This window comes from Halorubrum coriense DSM 10284, assembly GCF_000337035.1.
GTDB classification, from domain to species: Archaea; Halobacteriota; Halobacteria; order Halobacteriales; family Haloferacaceae; genus Halorubrum; species Halorubrum coriense.
In genome coordinates this window covers 17,007-35,628 of sequence record NZ_AOJL01000016.1, presented here as the reverse complement: position 1 = coordinate 35,628, position 18,622 = coordinate 17,007, and the positions used below count along the sequence as shown (strand labels likewise).

Genomic DNA, 18,622 nt, shown 5'->3' with positions numbered 1-18,622 from the left:
CCATCACTTCGCTGGCCTTGACCACGGCCTCGACCTCGTCGCCCTCGGCCAGTTCGAGGCGGTCGGCGGACCCGCGGGTGATAGTGGACGTGATCTGCTGTCCGTCGGGGAGTTCGACGACCACCTCGGCCATGATCTCGTCCTTCGTGACTGATTTCACCGTTCCGGAGATGCTGTTGCGTGCGCTGAGTGCCATGGCCCCGGTAGGCGCGGCCGAGAAATAGACCTATTTGTGAACTGAAGTGATACCGTCGTCGCGGTCCGCGGTAGTCCCGGCTCGGGACCGATCTCGCTACCGCCGCCGGCTCGCCACGCGCTCCTCCGCGGTCTCGGCGCTGACGAGCTCGTAGAGGGTCGCCCGCCCGCCGTCGTCCTTCGGGCGGAGGACGCGGCCGAGCCGCTGAGTGAACTCCCGCTCGCTGCCCGACCCGGAGAGCAGGACCGCGACGTTGGCGTCCGGCACGTCGACGCCCTCGTCGAGGACGTTGGCCGCGACGACCCGGCCGTACGTCCCGTCGCGGAACCGCTCTAAGATCTCGCGGCGCTCCTTCGCGCCGGTCTCCGCGGTGATCGCGGGGAGGAGGAAGCGCTCGGAGAGCCGGTAGACGAGGTCGGTGTGGGCGGTGAACACGATGACGCGGTCGTCGCGGTGGCGGTCGAGGATCTCCCCGAGCCGCCCGACCTTCCGCTCGGCGTTCATCATGATCTCGCGGGCGTCCTGCTTCGCGAGGAGGGCCTCGCGGGCGGCCGGGTCGCTGCCGGAGCGCTTGACGAGCTCTTGGTAGTCGCTCCCGCTCGTGAACGTGATCCCCGCGTCGCGGACGTACTCGACGAAGGTTCCCTGCTTCTCGTCGTAGCGCTCGCGCTCTTCTTCGGTGAGTTCGACCTCGATCCGGCGGATGTCGTACGGCGCGAGGTGGTCGCCCGCGAGGTCGTCGACGTCGAGCGCGTAGACGCGGTCGCCGACCAGCTCCGCGACCGCCTCGTGCGCGCCGTCCGGGCGCTCGAAGGTGGCCGTGAGCCCGAGCCGCGCGGGGGCGGCGAGGAGGCGCGCGGCGTCGCGGAACCCCTCGCCGCCGAGGTGGTGGACCTCGTCGAAGACGGCGAACCCGAAGGCGTCGCCGACGCCGTCGGCCTTCAGGTACGCCGAGTCGTACGTCGACACGGTGATCGCCTCGCGGCGCTGCTCGCCCCCGCCGAAGCGGCCGATCGGGGCGTCGAACTCGCGCTCCAGCTCGCGCTGCCACTGGTCGAGCAGGTCGACCGTGGGGACGACCACGAGCGTCGGGACGCCGAGGTCGACCATCGCGCGGATCGCGATCACGGTCTTGCCGGCCCCGGTCGGGAGCTCGATCACGCCGCGGTCGCCCGCGTCGTGCCACGCGTCGAGCGCCTCGCGCTGGTACGCGCGGAGGTCGTAGTCGGTGGCGAGCGCGTCCGGCAGCCCGGCCTCGCCCGCGGCGCGCTCGCTCGCGTCGAGGACCCGGTCGTCGACCGAGAGGCCGGCCACCCGGAGCGCCCGCCGCAGTTCGGCGTACCGGTGCGCGGGCGCGCGACCGGTCCCCGTCCGGGGATCGGTCTCGACGCCGGGCAGCGGCGGCAGCGCGTCCGGCCCGAGGTCGGCGTCCGCGTCGACCCGCACCGTCCCGTCCTCGTATGTCAGCCGGACGTCCATCGCCCGGAGTTGCCGACCGACTTACAAAGGCCCACCGCCTCGCCCCGGTATGCGCGCGGACGAACTCGACCCGGACCTCGCCGCGGCGATCGCCGAGATCGAGTCGCTGGGGCCGCCCGCGTGGAGCGACCTCTCGGTCGCGGCCGCCCGCCGCCTCGAAGACGACCTGTTCTCGGGCCCGCCGGAACCGCCGGTGGCCGACGTTCGCGACCTCGCGTTCGACGGCCCGCACGGCGTGGTGCCGGTCCGGGTGTACCGCCCGGAGGGAGCGACGGAGGCGACGGGCGGAGAAGGCGACCGGGCGGCCCGCGCCCTCGTCCACCTCCACGGCGGCGGCTGGACCCTCGGCACGCTCGACTCGGTCGACGGGATCTGCCGCGAGCTCGCGGTCCGCGCCGACGCGGTCGTCGTCTCCGTCGACTACCGGCTCGCGCCGGAACACCCGTTCCCGGTCGCGGTCGACGAGGCGACCGCGGCGCTGGAGTGGGTGGCGGAGACGGCGGACTCGCTCGGCGTCGATCCCGGCCGGATCGGCGTCTCGGGCACCAGTGCCGGCGGCGCGCTGGCGGTCGCGGCGTCGCTCCGCGCCCGGGAGTTCGCCGACTCGCCGACGCCCGCGGGGCAGTTCCTGCTGTACCCGATCGCCGGGCACGACTTCGAGACGGACTCCTACCGGGAGAACGCTGACGGCCCGCTGCTCACGCGCGCCGACATGCGCTGGTTCTACGAGCGGTATCTGCGGAGCCCGGTCGACGCCGCGAACCCGTACGCGGTCCCGCTCCGAGCGCGAGACTTGGGGGACCTCCCGCCCGCGACGGTCGTCACGGCCGGGTTCGACCCCCTGCGCGACGACGGCGTCGCGCTCGCGGACCGGTTCGAGCGCGAGGGAACGCCGGTCGAGCACCGGCACTACCCGGCGATGGCGCACGGGTTCTGTAGCCTCGCGGACAGGGTGCCGACCGCGGAGACCGCGCTGTCCGCGGTCGCGGCCGACGCGCGGGACCGGTTATAACAAGCGCGCGAGGCTCAGGGTTCGACGGTCGTCTTCACGATGCTCACCGGGCCGGTCGACTGCCGCGAGACGCGCTCGGTGACCGAGCCGAGCATCCGGCGGTAGTCCCCCGAGCGCGTCTTCGATCCCATCACCGTGAGGTCGACGTCCTCCTCGTCGACGTATCGGAGGATCTCCTCGTGGGGGACGCCGTACCGGAGGGCGGTGGCCGTCTCCACGCCGGCGTTTCGGGCCCGCTCCGCCGCGGCGTCGAGCGCCTCGCGGCCGGCCTCTTCGAGCGTCTCCTCCGCACCCTCCGCGCCGTCGACGAACTCGTCGCCGGAGTAGGCGTTTATGACGTCGCTGTCGACGACGTAGAGGACGTGGAGCGTCGCGTCGTAGCGGTCGGCGGCGTCGATCGCGTGGTCGGTCGCGCGGTCGACGCCGACGCTTCCGTCGGTGGGCAGGAGGACGTTGTCGTACATACGCGGCGATTCGCCGGGAGCCCGAATAAATCGGTCGCCGTTTCCCGAACGGTTAACACGCTGTGGGCCCGCCGAACCTCCATGACCGAGGCCGCGGACCGGATCTTCGTGAACGGGGAGGTACACACGCTCGCGGACCCGGACGACGGCGGCGACGCGGTCCGCGAGGCCGTCGCCGTGCGCGACGGCGAGATCGTCCGGACCGGGCGGACGCACGACGTGGAGCTGCTCGCGGGCGTCGACACCGACGTGATCGACCTCGGCGGGCGCGTGCTTCTCCCCGGGTTCGTCGACGCGCACACCCACCTGACCACCGTGGGACGCTACCTCGTCCACGCGGACCTCTCCGCGGCCGACGATCCGGGAGAGGCCGTCGACCTGCTCGCCGAGCGCGCGGCGGAAGTGGAACACGAAGCGAGCGGCGAGGAGAACCCCGAAAGCGGCGATTGGGTCCTCGGCTACGGCTACGACGAGTCGACGTGGGCGGAGTCGCGCTACCTGACCCGCGCGGACCTCGACCGCGTCTCGACCGAGCGCCCGGTCGCGGCGTTCCGCGAGGACATGCACGTCGCGGCGGTCAACGGCGTCGCGCTCGACCGGTTCGCGGACGCCCTGGCGGACGCGCCCGACGGGACCGTGCCGACGGACGACGACGGCGAGCCGACCGGCGTCCTGCTCGAAGCCGCGATCGACCCGATCTACCGGGCCGTCGAACCCGGGCCGGCCGAGACGCGCGCGGTCGTCGAGGCGGCGCTCGACGGCTGCGCCGCCCGCGGGATCACCGGGTTCCACGACATGGTCCGCGACTCGCACGCCCCGCGGGTCTACCGCGACCTCGACGCGGCCGGCGAGCTCACCGCCCGCGTCCGGATCAACTACTGGAGCGATCACCTCGACGCCGCCCGCGAGGTCGGCCTCGCGACGAACGCCGGGAGCGAGATGGTCGCGACCGGCGCGATCAAGTCGTACACGGACGGGAGCTTCGGTGGCCGGACCGCGCGCCTCTCGGAGCCGTACGCGGACGCGCCCGACGAGACCGGGCAGTGGGTCGTCGACCCCGACGAGCTGGACGAGACCGTCGCGGCCGCGACCGAGGCGGGCTTCCAGTTCACCGCTCACGCCATCGGCGACGAGGCGGTCGACGCCGTGTTGGACGCCTACGAGGACGCCTCGCGGACCGACGCCGACGAGGCGCGACACCGCGTCGAGCACGCCGAACTGGCAGACGACGACGCGATCGAGCGGTTCGCGGAGACGGGCGCGGTCGCGAGCGTCCAGCCGAACTTCCTGAAGTGGGCACAGGAGGGGGGCCTCTACGAGGAGCGACTGGGCCCCGAGCGCACCGCCGAGACGAACCGCTACCGCGACATGCTCGACGCGGGGGTCCGCCTCGCGTTCGGCTCCGACGGGATGCCCATGGATCCGCTGTTCGGCGTCCATCACGCGGTGAACGCGCCGGCGGAGGCCCAGCGGCTCACGGTCACCGAGGCGCTGCGCGCGTACACGAGCGGGGCCGCGTACGCCGGTTTCGACGAGGACCGACTCGGGACGATCGAGGCGGGGAAGCGAGCCGACCTCGTCGCCCTCGACGCGTCGCCGTGGGAGCGGGCCGACGCCATCGACGAGATCGACGTCGCGCTGACGGTCGTCGACGGCGAGACAGTGTTCGACGGGCGGTAGGCGACGGGCCGGACGCGAAACGGCGACGCGCGGCACGCCCACCGAGCGGTGACGACGGTAGGCGCAATCGCTGCCAGAAAACAGTAGTTATTAATCATGTAGTTCTAACGGGGCGTATGGCAGAGATAGCTATCGAGTACGCCGCGGGGAACCGTCTCCGTTCGGAGGCGGAGACGGCCCGACGGCTGATCGACGCGTACCTCGGCGACCGACCCGACGTCGACCGCGTCACGCTGTCGCCCTCCGCCGACTCCGTCTTCTGTGTCAGCGTCGAGGGCGACCGCATCTGGTGTACCGACCCCCGCGAGTGGATCGACTCGATGGAGGCGGTGACCGCGGCGCGGCGGCGGCTCTCGGAGGTCTCGTAACGCGCCGTCGAACGCGGCTACTCGGTCGCCGCGTCCGCGTGCGAGTACGCGAACTCCCGCAGGAGCTTCGCGGCCACCGCCGCCGCCTGCCCGTCGTCGCGGTCGTTCACCTCGACGACGTCGAACCCGTCGGCGAGCGGCGCGACCGCGCGGACGAGGTCGCGGACCGTCCGCGGCTCCAGTCCGAACGGCTCCATCGTCCCCGTCCCGGGAGCGTACGCGGGGTCGAGGCCGTCGACGTCGACGGAGCAGTAGACGGACTCCCCCGCGAACGCGTCGGCGTCGAGCGCGTCGACCCACTCGCGGGCGTCCTCGGGCGCGACGACCTCGACGTCGGCGTCGGCCGCCCGGTCCCACTCGGCCTCGGAGCCGGTCCGCGCGCCGACGATCACCGCGCGGTCGACGCCGACGTCGTCGAGACACCGCCGGGTGACGCAGGCGTGGTTCCACGGGTTCCCGTCGTACTCGTCCCGGAGGTCGAGGTGCGCGTCGCAGACGACGAGCGTGTCGGGATCGACCGCGTCCGCGCCCGCGTACGTGACCGTGTGCTCGCCGCCGACGAGCGCGGGGACCGCATCGTCGTAGACGACGCTCCGCAGCTCGGCGGCGAGGTGGTCGAGGTACGCCGGCACGTCGTCCCACGGGCGCACGTCGCCGGCGTCGTGGACGCCCAGCGCGGAGAAGTGGCTCCCGGTGCGGCGGTCGTAGTCGTCGTACGTCTCGGCGAATCGCCGGACCCGGTCCGGTCCGAACCGGGTGCCCGGCTGAAAGGTGGTCGTGGCGTCGAGCGGAGCGCCGACGACCACGTAGGAAGCAGCTTCGCGGTCGGTCGTCGCCCCGGGGAACATCGCCGGCTACCCGATGATCTTCCGCTGGCCCTCGTAGTCGAGGTACTCGATGTTGTCGTCCGAGGCGAAGTCCTCGCCCTCGGGGATGCGCATCGTGAACGTGTCGTAGGTGTCGAGGTCCATCACCTGGACCTCGTCGCCGCTGACGTTGACGACCTGGCCCTGCTTACGCTGGATGATCGGGACCCACACCTTCGCGTCGACCGGCTGCGAGAGCGAGCGCTTCTTGTCGTCGAAGACGCCCTTCCCCTCGACGCGGGCCTTCGCGCTGCCGTGTTTGCCGGGTTTGGCGGTGCTGTAATGGTTGATCTTACAGGGCGCGTCGTCCATCATCACGTAGCTTCCCTCCTGGAGTTCGCGAACCTGCTTCTGCTCTCGCGGCATAGGCGCTAATTCCGCCGGCGCGTGTATAAACGGTTTGGAACGCCGCCGCTCCCCGGGTCGAGCGGGCGGCGAGCGACGACAGCGCGCGTCGCGGGCGGACGTGGGCTTAAAAAGACGCTACGGGTCGAGCTCGTCGATGTACTCCTCCGGCTCCTCGTCGTCGTCGACGTTCCCGTCCGGCGGGACGAACTGCCCCGTGTACAGGTAGCTGACGACGAACATGACGATGAAGCCGACGCCGACGGCGGCCGTCGTCCGGACGACGAACGGGAAGTCGACGAAGTAGAGACCGCGGTCCGCGACCGCGATGGAGAGGGCGGCGACGACCAGTATCTTCTGTTCGTCCGTCGGGTTGCGGACGAACTCGACCACGTCGTCCCTGAGGTCGCCGAAGAACCCCATCAGGTGTCACCTCCGGTCGTCGCGGCCGAGTCGGCCGTCGGCGCGTGCTCCGCGATCACGTCGCTCACCCGGTCGAGACCCTCCTCCAGCTCGTCGGTCGGGAGCCCGAACCCGATCCGGAAGCGGTCCGGGAACCCGAACAGGTGACCGGGCGCGAGGACGACGCTCGCCTCCTCGACGACCGTCCGACAGAACGCCTCCGCGTCCGCGAAGCCGTCGGGGACCGTCACGAACGCGTTGACGCCGACCGGGTCGAGCCAGTCGAGGCCGTGGTCGTCGACCCACTCCGCGACCGTCTCGCGGTGGGCGGCCGCCAGCTCGCGGTTCTCCGTCAGGATATCGTTCTCCTGCGGGCCCAGTGCCTGTCTCGCGACGTGCTGGCCGAACAGGCTCGGCGAGATGGTCGTGTAGTCCTTCCAGCGCCACGCGCGCTCGACGACCGGCTCGGGACCGGCGATCCAGCCGAACCGGAGGCCGGCGAGCCCGTACGCCTTCGTGAGGCTGGTCGTCGAGATCCCGTGCGCGCCGTAGCTCGCGACCGGCGGCTGCGGGTCCTCGGCGAGCAGGCGGTACACCTCGTCGCAGAGCAGGTATGCGTCGCGCTCGACGGCGACGTCGTACACCGCCCGCATCGCCGCCTCGTCGTGGTACTGCCCGGTCGGATTGTTCGGGTTGTTCACGACGACGACGGCGGTGTCGTCGCGGGCGGCGTCGGCGACCGCCTCGGGGTCCAACTCCCACTCGGGCGGCTCCAGCTCGACGCGGGTCACCTCGCCGAACGCGTCCGGCACGGCGTGAAGCGCCTGATAGGTCGGGGTGACGACGACGGCGTGCGTGCCGGAGCCGACGCCCTCGGTCGGCGTACGGTCTCCGCCGCCGTCGACCGGGCCCTCGTCGCCGAGCAGCGAGAGGAACGTCAGGAAGTTCGCCTCCTGGGTACCGCAGGTGAACAGCACCTCGTCGGCGGACCGGTCGTAGCGGTCGCCGACGGCGGCCCGGAACTCGGGGTCGCCGTTCGTCGGGATGACGTAGCCGAGCGTCCCCGGGTCGAGGTCGAACCGACTCGCGTCGAGCGACCGGATGCCGCTTTCGGCCAGCATGATGTCGGCCTCGTGTTCGTACTCCGCGAACCAGCGTTCGAGGCCGAACGGGTCGATGCGCATACCCGCATTCGGACGGGCGCGAGGTTAGGTGCTGTGGTTGTCCGCGGCGTCACGGGGCGGATCGACTGTCTCCGGCGATCGGAGCGCCACCGTCGCGCCCGCACCGCCCACGCCGCCGTACCATCGCAACGCCTTTCCTCGGGGATTGCGACACGACGGCATGGTCCTCAACCGGCAGCGACTGTTGGGCGCGCTGTTCGTCTCCCTGGCGGCGCTCACGGCGGTCGTGCTGGCGGAGGTGCTGCGGACCGTCGTGTTCGCGGTCACCGTCGCGTACGTCCTCTACCCGCTCCGCCGGCGGCTCGTCGACCGCGGCCTCTCGCGCCGGCTCTCGTGCGCGGTCTCGACCGGGGTCGCGTTCGTCGGCGCGACCCTCCTCGTGGCGCCGCTGCTGTACACGCTGTACCGGCGGCGCTCGGAGCTTATCGCCCTCCTCGAAGGGGTCCCGCCCCTCGTCCCGATCAGCGTCGGCGGGTTCGAGACGGTCGTCGAGATCGCGCCGTACGTCGCGGCCGCGGAGACGTGGATCCGGGGCGTCGCGATCGCGGTCGCGGGCGCGGCACCGGTGCTCGTCTTGGAGGTCGTCGTGTTCACGTTCCTCGTGTACGGCATCCTCTATCGACCCGACGCGGTCGAGACGGCCGTCTTCGGCGTCGTTCCGGCCGAGTACCACGACATCCCCACCCGGCTCCACGAGCGGACGCGGCAGACGCTGTACTCGATATACGTCCTCCAGGCCGCGACCGCCGCCGCGACGTTCGTCCTCGCGGTCGCGGTGTTCCGGGCGCTGGGCTACGGCTCGCCGGTCCTGCTCGCCGTCATCGCGGGCGTCCTCCAGTTCATCCCCGTCGTCGGCCCGAGCGTCCTCGTCGTCGGGCTCGGGGCCACAGACTTCCTCGTCGGCGAGACCGGACGAGCGGCCGCCGTGCTGGTGCTCGGCCTCGTCGTCGTCGCCTTCGTGCCCGACGCGGTGATCCGCACCCGACTCGCCGGGTGGACCGGGAAGATATCGCCCGGGCTCTACTTCGTCGGGTTTGTCGGCGGCATCCTCACGCTCGGGGCCGTCGGCGTGATCGTCGGCCCGCTCGTCGTCTCGTTGCTGCTCGAGTCGATCGACATGCTCTCCGAGCACGGCGGTCCGGCGGACTCGGCCGACGGCGACGCGGCGGATCCGATCGAGGGCGACGCGGCGGATCCGATCGAGGGCGACGCGGCGGGCTCGGCCGGCGACGCGGGCTCGACGCGGTGACCGTCGACCCCGGATCCCACCGGCACGGCTTTCCATCGGGCGACCCTCCGTCCGATACCTGATGTCCTCGACGGACCCCCCAACCGCGGTCGACAGCGCTCCGACCCTCGCGGCGCGGCGTCTCGACGGGCTCGCCGACCGCGTCTTTCGCTCGCGACCCGCGGGCGACGGCGACGACTCGGCGCGCATCGACGTGTTCGCCCCGGCGACCGACGAGCGGATCGGAAGCGTGCCCGCCTGCGACGCCGACGACGTGGACGCCGCGGTCGAGCGCGCTCGGGACGCGCAGGAAGCGTGGGCCGAGACGCCCGCGACGGAGCGCGCTCGGATCGTCGACCGGTTCGGCGAACTCGTCGCGGACCGCCGCGAGGAGCTGCTCGACCTCCTCCAGCTGGAGACCGGGAAGTCTCGGCGCACCGCGGTCGAAGAGCTGTTCGACGTGCCCACCGGCTGCTCGTACGTCGCGAGCGAGGCCCCGGACGCGCTCGCCGAGGAGCGCCGGCGCGGGGTCGCGCCCGGCGTCACGACCGCGACGGTCACGCGCGAGCCGGTCGGCGTCGTCGGCGTCATCTCGCCGTGGAACTACCCGCTCCCCCTGTCGATGGCCGACGCGATCCCCGCGCTGGCCGCGGGCAACGCGGTCGTGATCAAACCCGACGAGAAGANGAACTACCCGCTCACCCTGTCGATGGCCGACGCGATCCCCGCGCTGGCCGCGGGCAACGCGGTCGTGATCAAACCCGACGAGAAGACGCCGTACGGGGCGCTGCTCCTCGCCGAGCTGCTGGAGGTCGCCGGGCTCCCGGACGACCTCTTCCAGGTCGTCACCGGCGAGGGGCCGACGGTCGGCCCGCCGCTGATCGACGCGGTCGACTACGTGGCGTTCACCGGCAGCACGGCGACCGGCCGGACCATCGCGGAGCGCGCGGGCCGGAACCTGATCGGCTGTTCGCTGGAGCTCGGCGGCAACAACCCGCTCGTCGTCTGCGGCGACGCCGACGTCGACGAGGCCGCCCGCGGCGCGGTCCAGGCCTGCTTCTCGAACGCGGGTCAGCTCTGTCTCTCCGCCGAGCGGGTGTACGTCGTCGAGTCCGTCTACGACGAGTTCCTCGACGCGTTCGTCCGCGAGACGGAGTCCCTGACGCTCGGGACCGACTACGACTACGACGCCGACCTCGGCTCGCTCGTCGACGCCGACCAGCTGGCCCGCGTCGAGTCGCACGTCGACGACGCGCGCGATGAGGGCGCGACGGTCGAGACCGGGGGCCGCGCTCGCCCGGACGTCGCGCCGTACTGCTACGAGCCGACCGTGTTGACCGGCGTCGAGCCAGATTCGACGGTCGCCTGCGAGGAGACGTTCGGCCCCGTCGCCGCGGTGACGCCCGTGCCGGACGCGGCGGCGGCGGTCGCGGCCGCGAACGACTCGCCGTACGGGCTCAACGCGAGCGTCTGGACCGGCGACCGCGAGCGCGGCGCGGCGCTCGCGAGGGAGATCGACTGCGGCACGGTGAACGTCAACGACGCCTTCCTCGCGACGTGGGGCGCGGTCGACGCGCCGATGGGCGGCTTCGGCGACTCCGGCCTCGGCCGGCGACACGGGCCGGAGGGGATCCGGCGGTACACCGAGACGCGGACCGTCGGCGTCTCGCGGGTCGGCCCGCTGACGTTCCCGGACCGGATTCCGACCGACTGGTTCGTCCGGGGCGCGTTCGCCGCGACGGGACTCGCTCGGCGGGCGAGCCGGGCCGTCGACGCGGTCCGCCGTCGCCTGTCGCGCCGCTGAGCGGACCAGCCCCAGGGAGGGCGACCGACCGCCCCGAGGGACCGCTCAGTCCTCGTCGTCGATCAGGTCGCCGAACACCGACGCCGCGGTGTCGGGGACGTCGAAGTCGTGGTAGTGCTCGCCCTTCTCGTTCGAGAGGATGTTGAGCGCCGCCGCGGCCCCGTCACCGGCCGAGATGATCGCCTGCCACTCCTCGGCGCGGGCCATCGCGCCGGTGGCGTAGACGCCGTCGACGCTGGTCTCCATCGAGACGCCGACGCTGACCGTCTCGTCGTCGTCGAACTCGCAGCCGAGTTCCTCCGCGAGGTCGCGGTTCGCGCCCGTGGCGAGGACGACGTAGTCGGCGTCGTACTCGCCGTCCTCGGTCGTCACGGCGAACCCGTCGTCGACCGATTCGACGCCGGAGACCGCCTCGTCCTGATGGCGGTCGACGCCGAAGTCGTCGACCTGCTGGCGCGCGGTCGCGAGGAACTCGCTCCCGCCGACGGAGCCCACGCCGAGGTAGTTGAACAGGTGCGCCTTGTGTAGCCACGTGCCGTCCGTGTCGAAGAGGACCGTGTCGAGTCCGTTCTTGCCCGCGAACAGTCCCGCGCTCAGCCCCGCCGGTCCACCGCCGACGATCGCGACGTGTGTCATGGGGGCAATACTCATGCCCAGCTGATAAGCGTTGACGGAAGCGGGGGTCGAAGCCGGCTACCGCCGCAGCGCCGCCTAGAGCGGCACGTTACTCCGCGAAGTCGGTGAGCGAACCAGTCTCGTCGTCGATGTCGTCGTCAGCGTCGGCGGCGGCGGTGTCGTCGGTCGACCCCGAGCCGCTCGCTTCAGCGCTGGCGTCCGACTCCGACTCGCTCCACGGGTCGTCCGGGTCGACCGGGGCGACCGCGCGGTCGAGTTCGCCCTCGTCGTAGTCGATCTCTCCGTCGAGCAGCATCGCGAGTCGCTGCCAGCGCGCGCTCTGCTCGTCCTCGCCCTCCGGCCCCACGCGGGCCCCGTGCGTCTTGAAGAACCGGGTGCCGCGCCCGCGCTTGGAGCCCTCGCCGGTGTGTCCGTCGAAGACCGCGTCGAACTTCCCGTCCGGGTCGAGGTCGCCGACCGGGAAGTCGTGCGCCGGCTCCTCGCCGCGCTCGCGGGCCTCGGCCCGGAGGTCGGCGACCGCGCCGAAGTAGGCGTCCGCGTTCGACGCCTCGCGCGTCGAGCGGGCTCTGGCGGCCGCGAGCGCGGCGTGGATCGCGCAGAGCCGGCCCTTCCACGCGTCGGGCTCCCAGCGCTCGGTGGCGAGCTCCTCGTAGCGCTCGATCGTGAGCGCGACCTCGTCGCCCGCGCGGAGGTCCTCGACGACGTAGAGGTTGAGTCGGTCCCAGAGGTTCCAGGCGTACCCGGAGCGGGCCAGCTCCCACGCGGCCCACGCGGCGACCTCCTCGTCGGAGCGCCGGACCGCCTTCTGGAGGAGGCTGGAGACGACGTACCGGCTGTAGCCGCCGTCGGTCTCGTTCGGCTCCTTCTCCTCGCCGAAGTCGTTCTCGCCCGTCGCGTCCGGCGTCGTCTCGGTCTCGAGGCTCCCGTCGGACCCGAACGTCGCCTGTCTGTCGTCGCCGTCGGCCATGTTCCCGCTCCCGCCGCGAGCGACTTAACAGCCCCGCGGCGAGCGCGGTCGAGGCGGGTCGCGGGCCGGCCGCCCCCTCGCTGCGGTACGGCGGATCACACCCGATTTGAAAGGGAACCCTTAAGTTGAATCCGGCGGCTAGCATACGGTAACCGCCCTTAGCTCAGCCTGGTAGAGCAGTCGACTGTAGATCGACTTGTCCCCCGTTCAATTCGGGGAGGGCGGACTGGATTTCTGACTCGTGAGCAACAGCGAGCGGGTGTGTGATTTCTTTTCGGCGAGAGATTCGTTGGGGTGTATCGGGCTCGTAATGCTTTCTGACGGGTGTGGCGCTGTCGCTGTTCAGGTTCGCGTCGGTCCGGTCGTACTACCCGGCGACTGGTGCTAGGTTCGCGTTTATCGCTTTACTGGTCGCGCTTGAGAATACACTCGAGCACATGACTCCATATTCAACGTCGCTTGATCAGGTATGGGCTCGTATGATATACCCGATTGTTAGACGCTTAGAACGCGGTGAAAGCTAGGATATGCTCTTTTGTATGTGATATCACTATTCTATTCGTTGTCTCTCGTATATCTCCCAGCTATAGTGTTCAAATTGGTGATGATCTGACCACTCATCCACCGAATCGAACTCTTCTCCACAGTCTGGACAGGTATGCGTCTCCTGTTTCGGTTCTTTCCGCCCCTCCTTTTCCCCTCCCTGTTTGCCCCCTGAGCTAGATGTCGAACTTGGCCTCAGCAAATCCCGATTTTTGAGATAGTCTGTAACTAAGGCCGGAGAAACATCTGCTTCTTCGGCGATCTCCCTAGCGCTCCAGCCCTTTTCAATGTGATACTTACGCAGAATACGTTTCCTCCGCCAATTAGATAGCTCTCCCATATGCCGGTCTTCTCGTAGACCTATTTTAGTATTTATATATCAGATACATCACTTTTTGAACCAAAGCGAGACAGTTAGACGTGCTGTTTGTACCTCATACAAACGCCTGCGTCCGCCCCTCAGTATATTCACTAACGACCTCGTCAGTACCCTCTCGATCGACCATCGCCTCGTGTAGCGCTTCGCCGGTCATCATCAGCTCGCTCGTCTCGTCGGCCTCGTCGATCCCCCCCGTCCCACGCTTCACGTTCACCGGGTCGAAAGACACCGTGATCGTCGAGGGCGGCGACCAAATCGGGCATATCCGCGCGATAGGCGTTTAGGAGACACACGTCTCACTATTACTCGGCTTCCGCGGCTTAGATCTGTTTTAGATACCGATTTCTTCGAAGCGTGCCGCCAAGTGGGACTCCAGTCGCGCGCGAGTGAGCCGGAAGACTTCCCTCTTGCTTATAAAGAAACCAATGTAACACGACTCCCATGCGCGTTCGTCGGAACCTGGTCGCGGTCGTCGCGGTCGCCGTGCTCCTCTTGCTGGCCGGCTGCGCCGGGGCTCCCGCTCCTGTAACCGATGGCGACTCCCCCACCGCCGACCTCGACTCGCCGCCGACCGACCCCGACGGCGTCGACCCGAACGACCCGGCCGACACGGCCTGGACCGGCACGGTCGTGCGGGTCGTCGACGGCGACACGGTCGACGTGGAGTTCCCGAACGGCGAGGTGGACACGGTCAGGCTCCTCGGCGTCGACACGCCCGAGACGAGCGCCGAGTCGACCTCGCCGGGGGAGTTCGAGGGGATCCCCGACACCGAGTCCGGGCGGGCGCACCTCCGGGCGTGGGGGAGCGAGGCCGCCGCGTTCGCCGAGTCGGAACTCGCCGGCGAGGAGGTGACCGTCGTCGCCGGCGGCGACCGCCGAGGGGGCTACGGGCGGCTGCTGGCGGTGCTGTACGTCGACGGCGAGGACTTCAACGAGCGCCTGCTGGCCGAGGGGTACGCGCGGCTGTACGACACCGAGTTCGCGAAGCGAGACGCGTACGCCGCGACCGAAGCGGACGCGCGGGAGCGGGGAGTCGGGCTCTGGGGCTTCGACGAGTCCGCCGCGGTCGAGCCGCGACTGTAGGCACGGCCGTGCGCGCGACGACACCTCAGTCCGCGTCGAACCGGGTCGCGACCTCGCGTTTCGTCTCTTCGATGATCCGCCGCTCCGCGCGCCGCATCGCCCGGGACGCTTCGTCGGTGTACTCGACGGAGACGGTCGGGAGCGCGGCGGCGAAGGGACCGCCCACGACCTCCTCTGGGTCGATCCGCGCCTCGAAGACGAACGCGGACGGGAACTCCCGCAACACGCCCGTGAACGGGAACGCGTCCTCGACCAGCGCCGTCGCCGCCTCGCGATCGAAGGCGGCGGTGGTCGCCGGCCAGAACGCGTCCTCGGGCCGTTCGACGATCGGGCGCACCGCGTCGCCGAGTCGCCGCGACCGCTCGACGATGGCCGTCTCGACCGCGGCCGCAGTGCGGTCGTCGGCGTCGGCGGCGAGCGCGTCGTAGAACCCGTCTCGCGCCACCAGCTCGTCGGCGTAGGCGTCGATCGGGTCCTCGCCGCTCGCGTACTCGAGGACGACGTCGAACTGCGCGAGCGCGTCGTCGCGGTAGGCGGCGAGTTCGGGCTCGACGACCCGTCGTTCGAGCGCGTCGGCGTTCTCGCGGAGCCGGTCGACGACCGCGCCCGCCGGTCCCAACCCGACGTCCCGGAGGGCGCGCTCGACGCTGAACTCGCGTCGCGTCGCGCTCACGGCGTCGCCCAGAAACGTCTCGAACCCGTCCCTCGCGGCGGCGCGCGTCATACCGCTCGAACGGCCCGGTCGGAGAAATGGATTCCGGGGTTCACGGCGGCCCGCAACGCGGTCTACCCCTGTGTCGCCGTAACACACTTAAGACCGCGCTCGGTACGGTGTTGTAGTGGCATCCCGACAGGGCGGGTCGGGGGACGCGGAGCCCCTCGGGCCCGGATCGACGGAGCGTCGGACCGCTTCCACGACCGCCGCCTCAGGCCGGCGGGCAGACGGCCGACCCCGGTCGCCGCCGGAGTCGCCCGCGCGCCGCCGCGCTCGGGCCGGTCGCGCTGACTCGACCGGTCGAGCCGGCGAGTATCGGTCGGTCGAGTCTCCCCGCGGCGGGACGGCCGCCGCCCGAACGCCGGAGGACCCGCCGGTGCGCGATCCGACACTGTACGCGCTCACCGATCACTTCCGCGAACGGCTGGAACAGCCCGGTCGCTACGTCTCGACCCGAACCGTGAGCGACGCAATCCGCGAGGGACAGCTCCGCTGGAACAACACCGACGGCTGGCGGTTCGCCCTCGTCGAGGGCGGCGTCCGGTTCGTCGTGGTCGTGAGCGACACGGAGACGAACTCCCCGGTCGTCGTCACCGGCTGGACCGAGGTCGCGGACCGCGACGCCGCGCTGGCGGCCCCGCGGTGGGACGGCGTCGACGTCGACACCATCGCCGTGCGGGCCGCGCTGAGCGAGTCCGCCTCAACGCCGATTCCCGACCGGATCCGCCCCCGGACGGTGACCCGGCCGTTCGAGGTGGGGGAACACCGCCTCGAAACCGATCCGGGCGAGCCGTTCGTGCGCTGTACCGACTGCGGCTGTCGGTTCCGCTCGAAGGAGGGGATCACCTCGCGGCGGTGTCGGCAGCGGTCGCCGGGCCGCTAGTAGCAGGCGTTTCGTTCTCCGCGAACGCTGGACGTTTCTTCGATTCGCGAACGACTGAGCCATGTGGTGGCGCGCGCCTCCGAGCGGCCGCCACCGGCGGCCGCGANGAGGAGCGCGTGCGAGGGAGTCGCGACCGTAGGGAGCGACGAGGCTGGGGAGGTGTGAGGCTGTGGTGCAGGGTGGGGCGGGACTCAAAGGGGCAGTCGTGCGGCCGCAGTAGGCGACGTAAGCACCGCAGCGAGCGGTGCGAGCGAGGAGCGCAACGAGCGTACTGCGGCCGCACGACCGGGGCTTTGGAGGTGGTGTCGGTCGATCAGCTATCGGACGCCTATCGCCGAGCGGCTGGGGCTTTGGAGATGTCGTCGGTCGATCGTCCGAGAGCAATTCCGCACGACATTCACCAGATCTCTGACTCGTCCCGTCCGCTGACGCTATCCATTTCCGCGTCGCGGCCGAAGCGGCGGTGATGACCGACGACACCGGCGACGACGCCGGCGACGATCCCAGCGACGACGCTACCGCAGTCGAGGACCTCTCCGTAGATCGCTTCCACGAGGCGCTCGAAGCCGAAGAGCGACCGGTCGCGACCGCGAGCGAGGTCGCCCGCCGGCTCGGGACCTCACAGGCGTCCGCTCGCGACGCGCTCGGCGCGCTCGTCGACCGCGGCGACGTGGACCGGCTCGACGTCGAGGCCGACCCCGTCGTCTTCTACCCGCGCGACTGGGGCGCGCTGGCGAGCCGCGAGCGCGTCGTGACCTTCCCGAAGCGCCGCGAGATCGTCGTCGACCGCCCCACCCAGTACACTCGCGCGCGGCTCTCGCAGTTCGCCAACCTCGTCGACACCACCGGGACCGAGCCCGGGACCCGCGGGTACCTCTACCGGATCCGGCAGGAGGACGTGTGGGCCGCGCCGTTCGACGACGCCGACGCGCTCGTGGGCGCGCTCCGGTCGGTGCTGCCGCGGCGGTACGAACACCTCGAAGCGTGGGTGCGCGACCAGTGGCGGCGGGCCCACCGGTTCCGGCTGTACACCCACGCGGACGGGTACGTCGTCCTCGAAGCCGCCTCGGAGAACCTGATGGGGAACGTCGCCGACCAACACCTCGACGACGACCACCTCCGCGCGCCCATCTCGGACACCGAGGCGTGGGTGAACGAGACGGCGGTCGCCGCGGTCAAGCGCGCGCTCTACGACGCCGGCTACCCGGTTGAGGACGACCGCGACCTCGAGACCGGCGACCCGGTCGAGATCGACCTCACGACCGACCTCCGCGACTACCAAGAGACGTGGGTCGAGACGTTCCTCGACCGCAAGTCGGGCGTGTACGTCGGGCCGCCCGGGTCCGGGAAGACCGTCGCCGGGATCGCGACGATCGCCGCGGTCGGCGGCGAGACGCTGATCTTGGTCCCCTCCCGCGAGCTCGCCGACCAGTGGCGCGAGGAGCTGCTGGAGCACTCCGCGGTCGACCCCGCCGACATCGGCCTGTATCACGGGGGGACCAAGGAGATCCGCCCCGTCACGATCGCGACCTACCAGATCGCCGGGATGGACCGCCACCGGAGCCTCTTCGACTCCCGCGAGTGGGGGCTGATCTGCTTCGACGAATGCCATCACGTTACCGCCCCGGTATACTCCCGCACGGCCGAACTCCAGAGCAAACACCGGCTCGGCCTCTCGGCGACCCCGGTCAGCGAGACCGGTAGCGAGGAGGAGATATACACCCTCATCGGCCAGCCCATCGGCGCGGACTGGGACTCGCTCTTCGAGGCCGGCTTCGTTCAAGAGCCCGAGGTCGAGATCCGCTACGTCCCGTGGCGCGAGGAGATGGCGCGCAACGAGTACGCCGCCGCGGACGGCCGGGAGCGCAGACGGCTCGCGGCCGAGAACCCCGCGAAGGTCGAGGAGATCCGGTACCTGCTCGCGGCCCACCGCGACAAGAAGGCGCTCGTCTTCGTCGAGTACCTCGATCAGGGCGCGGCGATCGCCGACGCGCTCGGCGTTCCCTTCATCAGCGGCGAGACGCCGCACCACGAGCGGGCCGAACTGTTCCGGCGGTTCCGCGCGGACGAAGAGGCGGGGAGTTCGGACGGCGGTAGTGCGACCGACGACGACCTCGACGTCCTCGTCGTCTCCCGCGTGGGCGACGAGGGGATCGACCTTCCGAACGCCGAGCTCGCGGTGGTCGCGAGCGGACTCGGCGGCTCCCGACGTCAGGGGTCACAGCGCGCGGGACGCACGATGCGCCCGACCGGGTCCGCGCTCGTCTACGTCCTCGCGACGCGCGGGTCGAGCGAGGAGGAGTTCGCGCAGCGACAGATGCGGCACCTCGGCCGGAAGGGCGTCCGCGTCCGCGAGACGAACGTCGCGGAGTAGCCCGCGGCCCGACG

At 70.8% G+C, this 18,622-nt stretch carries 20 protein-coding genes and 1 tRNA gene; 9 read left to right on the top strand and 12 right to left on the bottom strand.

What is annotated here, in order from left to right:
* Both C464_RS03160 and C464_RS03155 read right to left on the bottom strand, forming a co-directional pair.
* Nucleotides 1-196, bottom strand: a 196-nt coding sequence (locus C464_RS03160; RefSeq protein WP_049910805.1) for a TOBE domain-containing protein, incomplete at its 3' end; no start/stop codon positions are given.
* A gap of 96 nt (nt 197-292) precedes the next feature.
* Nucleotides 293-1,675, bottom strand: a complete 1,383-nt coding sequence (locus C464_RS03155; RefSeq protein ID WP_006112075.1) for a DEAD/DEAH box helicase family protein — start codon at nt 1,673-1,675, stop codon at nt 293-295.
* A 49-nt stretch (nt 1,676-1,724) separates the two neighbouring features.
* Between C464_RS03155 and C464_RS03150 the strand changes: the two genes are divergently transcribed.
* Nucleotides 1,725-2,687 (top strand): alpha/beta hydrolase, encoded by a 963-nt coding sequence (locus C464_RS03150; RefSeq protein ID WP_006112074.1) that lies wholly within the window; start codon nt 1,725-1,727, stop codon nt 2,685-2,687.
* Between the two features lie 14 nt (nt 2,688-2,701).
* Here the strand turns inward: C464_RS03150 and C464_RS03145 are convergent, their stop codons facing one another.
* Nucleotides 2,702-3,151 carry a universal stress protein gene (locus tag C464_RS03145; RefSeq protein ID WP_006112073.1) on the bottom strand — a complete coding sequence of 150 codons (450 nt, stop codon included), beginning with the start codon at nt 3,149-3,151 and terminating at the stop codon, nt 2,702-2,704.
* A gap of 81 nt (nt 3,152-3,232) precedes the next feature.
* Between C464_RS03145 and C464_RS03140 the strand changes: the two genes are divergently transcribed.
* Both C464_RS03140 and C464_RS03135 read left to right on the top strand, forming a co-directional pair.
* Nucleotides 3,233-4,831, top strand: coding sequence for an amidohydrolase (locus C464_RS03140; protein WP_006112072.1), 1,599 nt, complete (start codon nt 3,233-3,235; stop codon nt 4,829-4,831).
* Nucleotides 4,832-4,947: 116 nt separating this feature from the next.
* Complete coding sequence (locus C464_RS03135; RefSeq protein ID WP_006112071.1) at nt 4,948-5,199, top strand: SelT/SelW/SelH family protein; 252 nt, start codon at nt 4,948-4,950, stop codon at nt 5,197-5,199.
* A gap of 17 nt (nt 5,200-5,216) precedes the next feature.
* Here C464_RS03135 and speB read toward each other — a convergent pair whose 3' ends face one another.
* The 4 genes from speB to C464_RS03115 form a co-directional block, all read right to left on the bottom strand.
* Nucleotides 5,217-6,047, bottom strand: coding sequence for an agmatinase (speB, locus tag C464_RS03130; RefSeq protein WP_006112070.1), 831 nt, complete (start codon nt 6,045-6,047; stop codon nt 5,217-5,219).
* 6 nt (nt 6,048-6,053) lie between these two features.
* Nucleotides 6,054-6,431: a translation initiation factor IF-5A gene (locus C464_RS03125; RefSeq protein WP_006112069.1), complete on the bottom strand. Its 378-nt coding sequence runs from the start codon at nt 6,429-6,431 to the stop codon at nt 6,054-6,056.
* A 117-nt stretch (nt 6,432-6,548) separates the two neighbouring features.
* Nucleotides 6,549-6,833, bottom strand: a complete 285-nt coding sequence (locus tag C464_RS03120; protein ID WP_006112068.1) for a hypothetical protein — start codon at nt 6,831-6,833, stop codon at nt 6,549-6,551.
* Nucleotides 6,833-7,996, bottom strand: a complete 1,164-nt coding sequence (locus tag C464_RS03115) for an aminotransferase class I/II-fold pyridoxal phosphate-dependent enzyme (RefSeq protein ID WP_006112067.1) — start codon at nt 7,994-7,996, stop codon at nt 6,833-6,835. Before C464_RS03115 ends, C464_RS03120 begins: the two co-directional genes overlap by 1 nt.
* 160 nt (nt 7,997-8,156) lie before the next feature.
* Between C464_RS03115 and C464_RS03110 the strand changes: the two genes are divergently transcribed.
* Entirely contained in the window at nt 8,157-9,245 is a 1,089-nt protein-coding gene (locus C464_RS03110) for an AI-2E family transporter (protein WP_006112066.1), read from the top strand.
* Nucleotides 9,246-9,306: 61 nt separating this feature from the next.
* On the top strand, nt 9,307-11,028 hold the full coding sequence (locus C464_RS03105) for a succinic semialdehyde dehydrogenase (RefSeq protein ID WP_006112064.1): 1,722 nt from the start codon (nt 9,307-9,309) through the stop codon (nt 11,026-11,028).
* Between the two features lie 45 nt (nt 11,029-11,073).
* On the opposite strand, the gene C464_RS03100 is transcribed toward C464_RS03105, so the two are convergent.
* Together C464_RS03100 and C464_RS03095 are read right to left on the bottom strand one after the other, a co-directional pair.
* Entirely contained in the window at nt 11,074-11,664 is a 591-nt protein-coding gene (locus tag C464_RS03100) for an NAD(P)/FAD-dependent oxidoreductase (protein ID WP_006112063.1), read from the bottom strand.
* 88 nt (nt 11,665-11,752) lie between these two features.
* Nucleotides 11,753-12,631, bottom strand: a complete 879-nt coding sequence (locus C464_RS03095) for a hypothetical protein (RefSeq protein WP_006112062.1) — start codon at nt 12,629-12,631, stop codon at nt 11,753-11,755.
* A 152-nt stretch (nt 12,632-12,783) separates the two neighbouring features.
* Between C464_RS03095 and C464_RS03090 the strand changes: the two genes are divergently transcribed.
* Nucleotides 12,784-12,857, top strand: a tRNA-Tyr gene (locus tag C464_RS03090).
* A gap of 324 nt (nt 12,858-13,181) precedes the next feature.
* Here the strand turns inward: C464_RS03090 and C464_RS18325 are convergent.
* Both C464_RS18325 and C464_RS03085 read right to left on the bottom strand, forming a co-directional pair.
* Nucleotides 13,182-13,514 carry a hypothetical protein gene (locus C464_RS18325; RefSeq protein ID WP_152420871.1) on the bottom strand — a complete coding sequence of 111 codons (333 nt, stop codon included), beginning with the start codon at nt 13,512-13,514 and terminating at the stop codon, nt 13,182-13,184.
* Nucleotides 13,515-13,608: 94 nt separating this feature from the next.
* The gene (locus tag C464_RS03085; RefSeq protein WP_239640177.1) at nt 13,609-13,782 is read right to left on the bottom strand and encodes a hypothetical protein; all 174 of its coding nucleotides are present in this window, start codon (nt 13,780-13,782) and stop codon (nt 13,609-13,611) included.
* A 212-nt stretch (nt 13,783-13,994) separates the two neighbouring features.
* On the opposite strand from C464_RS03085, the gene C464_RS03080 reads away from it, so the two are divergent.
* Nucleotides 13,995-14,636: a thermonuclease family protein gene (locus C464_RS03080; RefSeq protein ID WP_006112060.1), complete on the top strand. Its 642-nt coding sequence runs from the start codon at nt 13,995-13,997 to the stop codon at nt 14,634-14,636.
* A 25-nt stretch (nt 14,637-14,661) separates the two neighbouring features.
* On the opposite strand, the gene C464_RS03075 is transcribed toward C464_RS03080, so the two are convergent.
* On the bottom strand, nt 14,662-15,360 hold the full coding sequence (locus C464_RS03075; protein ID WP_006112059.1) for a hypothetical protein: 699 nt from the start codon (nt 15,358-15,360) through the stop codon (nt 14,662-14,664).
* 115 nt (nt 15,361-15,475) lie between these two features.
* Between C464_RS03075 and C464_RS03070 the strand changes: the two genes are divergently transcribed.
* Complete coding sequence (locus C464_RS03070; RefSeq protein WP_193366008.1) at nt 15,476-16,234, top strand: hypothetical protein; 759 nt, start codon at nt 15,476-15,478, stop codon at nt 16,232-16,234.
* 466 nt (nt 16,235-16,700) lie between these two features.
* On the top strand, nt 16,701-18,608 hold the full coding sequence (locus tag C464_RS03065) for a DEAD/DEAH box helicase family protein (protein WP_006112056.1): 1,908 nt from the start codon (nt 16,701-16,703) through the stop codon (nt 18,606-18,608).
* Nucleotides 18,609-18,622 lie beyond the last annotated feature (14 nt).